The organism is Mesorhizobium sp. M1E.F.Ca.ET.063.01.1.1 (genome assembly GCF_003998155.1).
In the GTDB taxonomy this organism is placed as follows: domain Bacteria; phylum Pseudomonadota; class Alphaproteobacteria; order Rhizobiales; family Rhizobiaceae; genus Mesorhizobium.
The window spans coordinates 1-1,781 of the sequence record NZ_RZSC01000999.1 but is presented as its reverse complement, the minus strand read 5'-3'; the positions used below and the strand labels follow the sequence as shown (position 1 = coordinate 1,781).

General features: G+C 63.9%; 1 protein-coding gene and 1 pseudogene. Both read left to right on the top strand.

What is annotated here, in order from left to right; genetic code table 11:
- Positions 1-559 (top strand): AraC family transcriptional regulator (locus EOA29_RS35275; RefSeq protein WP_145970005.1); only part of this gene is annotated, 559 nt, incomplete at its 5' end.
- Positions 560-727: 168 nt separating this feature from the next.
- Positions 728-1,781: pseudogene (locus EOA29_RS35270) on the top strand (HAMP domain-containing protein); the annotation flags it as partial.

Genomic DNA, 1,781 nt, shown 5'->3' with positions numbered 1-1,781 from the left:
TGCCATGCTCGAGGGTGTGGCGTCGGAGATTGAGGGCAGCGCAAGGGCGCGTCATTTCGACATGCGGCACCTGCTTCGGGACGAACGTATCGAATACCTCGTCCGGGCACTTGAAACCGACCAAGACGCAGGCTCGCCGGGTGGGGCTCTGTTCGCCGAAAGTGTCGGCATCGCGCTTGCGGTGCGGCTGGTTGGTCTCGACGATCTGGAGACGGATCGAACGGTTCGGCTGTCGGATGCGCAGTTCAAACGTATCCTGGACTATATCGACGCGCATCTTTCCGAACCGCTCACGATCGATACGCTGACCCGCATCGCTAACGCCAGCAGCTCGCATCTCAGGACATGGTTCAAGGCGGCGACCGGCATGACCCTTCACCGCTATGTGCTGCGACGCCGGGTTGAGCGTGCCCGTTCCCTGATTCTGGGAAGTGACCTCAGCACCAGCGAGGTGGCCTATCTGACAGGCTTCGCGCATCAGTCGCATCTGGCGCATTGGATGCGCCGCGAGATCGGGCAGACGCCGCGCAGCTTGCGACGGGCGCGACCGGAGCAGTGACGCGAGCCATCGCATCGCCGGCCGCATCGTTCGGCGGTATTGGATCACCGGCATTGTCCTTTTTGCGTGATTGAGCCGGGGAAAGATTTCCGTCCCGGCCACACTTGTTGCATAATCGCCACAATGCGTTGCATACATCCGACGCTATGACCGACTCTAGACGGCGATATGGCTGCTGAGGCTCCAACACTGAACCAACCGCTTTTCAGCCGGGCTGGCGTACCCGACGGCCGCCGGTTGCTGGCGCTGCCGGGCGTGGTCGCGATCGTGGGCGCCATGATCACGGCGGCGATCTCGTTCGCCATCCTGGTCGGCGCGACGCCGATCGCGCCGAACGCCGACACGACCTGGGCGCTGATCGCGCTCAACGCTGTCTTCGTCCTGTTCCTGATCGCGCTCGTCGCCCGCGAGGTGCGTCGCATCGTCATGGCCCGCCGGCACGGCAGGGCAGCCTCACGGCTGCATGTGCGCATCGTCGCCATGTTCGCGCTGGTCGCCGCCATTCCGGCGATCATGGTGGCAATCATCGCCTCGATCACGCTGGATATCGGCCTCGACCGCTGGTTCGAAATCCGCACCAAGACCATCGTCAATTCCTCGCTGTCGATCGCGGATGCCTATGTCCAGGAAAACGCGCGCAACCTACAGGGCACGACCCTGTCGATGGCCTATGATCTCGACGCGTCGCGCACGCTCTATGGCCTCGATCGAAACGGCTTCCTTGACCTCATGAACAAGGAAGCCGTCGGCCGCGGGCTGGCGCATGCGGCGCTGATCAAGCCCGACGGCTCCTTCGTGATGAGCGCCAAGACCGACGCCGATTTCGCCATGCCCGAGCCGCCGCCCGGCGCTGTCGATACCGCCGCCGATGGCAAGCCCGTGCTGATCGAGCCGCGAACGCGCAACATCATGGGTGCCATCGTCAAGCTGCGCGAGATCGAGGGCCTTTACCTTTACACGATCCGGCTGGTCGACCCCGAAGTGATCCGCGCGCGCCAGATCGTCAAATCCAACACCGACGAATACCGTAACCTCGAGGACAACCGCCGCACTTCCCAGGTGGCCTTCGCGCTGCCCTATCTGTCGCTGACGCTGATCATCATCCTGTCGGCGATCTGGACCGGCATTGCGGTCGCCGACCGGCTGGTGCGGCCGATCCGCCAGTTGATCGGCGCGGCCGACGAGGTGGCGACCGGCAATCTCGATGTCGCCGTTCCCGTAC